1 protein-coding gene and 2 pseudogenes are annotated in these 1,640 nt (G+C 45.7%); all 3 read right to left on the minus strand.

All coding sequences use genetic code 11. From position 1 onward, the window contains the following. Positions 1 to 450 (minus strand): annotated as a pseudogene (locus OGL92_RS21990) (hypothetical protein); the annotation flags it as partial. 257 nt (positions 451 to 707) lie between these two features. Then, positions 708 to 1,217 carry a hypothetical protein gene (locus OGL92_RS21995; RefSeq protein WP_263148001.1) on the minus strand — a complete coding sequence of 170 codons (510 nt, stop codon included), beginning with the start codon at positions 1,215 to 1,217 and terminating at the stop codon, positions 708 to 710. Positions 1,218 to 1,219: 2 nt separating this feature from the next. Further along, a pseudogene (locus OGL92_RS22000) lies at positions 1,220 to 1,640 on the minus strand (hypothetical protein); the annotation flags it as partial.

Raw genomic sequence — 1,640 nt, forward strand, 5'->3', positions numbered from 1 at the left:
GAAACTGTCCGGCTCGTATACATACAGGCTCTGCCGCTCGCCTTGCCGCTCCAGCAGCAACCGGTTGCCGTCCCAACTGAAGTGAGTGGTGCCACCGTCCAACCAGGGACGGCACCGCTCGGGTTTCGTCGGGTCCAGGCGGTACTTGGCGATGCGTCGACCGAACGGGTCGTAGTCGTAACCCCAGTGCTCGACATGGACGAAACGACCGTTGCTCTTGCGAAGGGTGGCCCGGCTCAACCGGTGCTCGGCGTCCCACGCGAAGTGCCGCACCTGGTTCGGACCAGACTTCTTCTCGATGCAGTTGCCCCAACTGTCATAGGCGTAACGGTGCTCCTGCCAGACCCGCAGTCGATTGGGTTTGTTCTCGCCCCAGGTGCTCGGGTCGGACGCCGCCTCGGCCGGGGTCAGCAGCGGATTGAAGTCCGGGTTGTTCAGGTTGGCCTGCACGTAGGCCGCCCATTCCTCCTCGCTCCATTGGGTCTTGCGCGCCTTCGCTTCTTCGTGAAGAGCTTCTTATCTTTATAAACTCAGTACAATATCCCGTTGCGATAAAACCTGCCTCAAGTCTGAAGCACTGAACTTGGAACTGTAAACTCTATGCACGGATGGCCGCCCTTTTTAGCTCGGCTAGTGAAGTAAATGATTATAAAAATTATCTCCAACGCTTAAAAAGAGACCCAACTGCGAAGCAATAGTAGAAGTAATTAAGGATAAATTTTAGCTTTAATCATGAAAAGCATTTTTTTATAAAAATCAATAAGATAATTTTTATCCACAGCGACAGATTTAATATTTTTTGTACACCAATCCTTCCATATAAATTTAGTTTCTTTACCTAATGTCAGATAAAAAGCCATTTCTCCATCAAACGTTTCTATACCTATAGGTATGGCAATAGAGGACTTAGCATCAACAATACTAAACCTCGCTTCAGTTTTTCCCAAAGAAGCAATTATTTCCTCCTTCCACGCGGCATTATATAGCATATGAAAAACATCATCCAAGTTTGCGTTTTTATTAAAAATAATATCATTAACGCGTGTAAGCCGACTAATAACATCAAAGATTGATAACTCTAAACTTCCATATAACACAGGCTGATCGAAATCACCAACTACAGAGCCGTCTATTAATAAACACATCTTAACATAGTCATAGTTACCAGCCTTAAAAACTTCAAAATCCGAAAGAAATTCAATCTCTCTATTATGCATAATTAACATCCGCCATCTTTAAAAAACCCATCCTTTTTCATATTATCGAAACGCTTCCTAACTTCCGGCGGCACTTCTATGCCTCTACCCTGGCTACTATCTCCATTCCAGTGGACCTTGCCGTCATTACTGTTGCCAAATCGATGAATAACTCCACCTTCATCCATTGCATACCAGTGTTTTCCTTCGGCATCAGGAATTGCTTTCTTATAAAGTTGCGCTGCATTGCATGGCAATATAGAGGTTTTAGAACCGCCACCCCGGAATACACCAGAAGAAGGATCATGATGTCCTGGATTTTCATATTGCGGCTTAGGTCCGTGATACCTTCCAGCCTTCGGGATTTTTGCTAATCCTAAAGGATCTATCCATACCACCGGATTCGGAGCATATTGATAATTGTTAACCCCACCCTCTAGCCCG

The organism is Pseudomonas sp. RIT-PI-AD (assembly GCF_025642785.1).
Classification (GTDB): domain Bacteria; phylum Pseudomonadota; class Gammaproteobacteria; order Pseudomonadales; family Pseudomonadaceae; genus Pseudomonas_T.

What these genes read in the sequence shown, in the direction of transcription:
- OGL92_RS21995 (WP_263148001.1), bottom strand. Translation starts at nt 1,217, where the DNA reads ATGCATAATAGAGAGATTGAATTTCTTTCGGATTTTGAAGTTTTTAAG.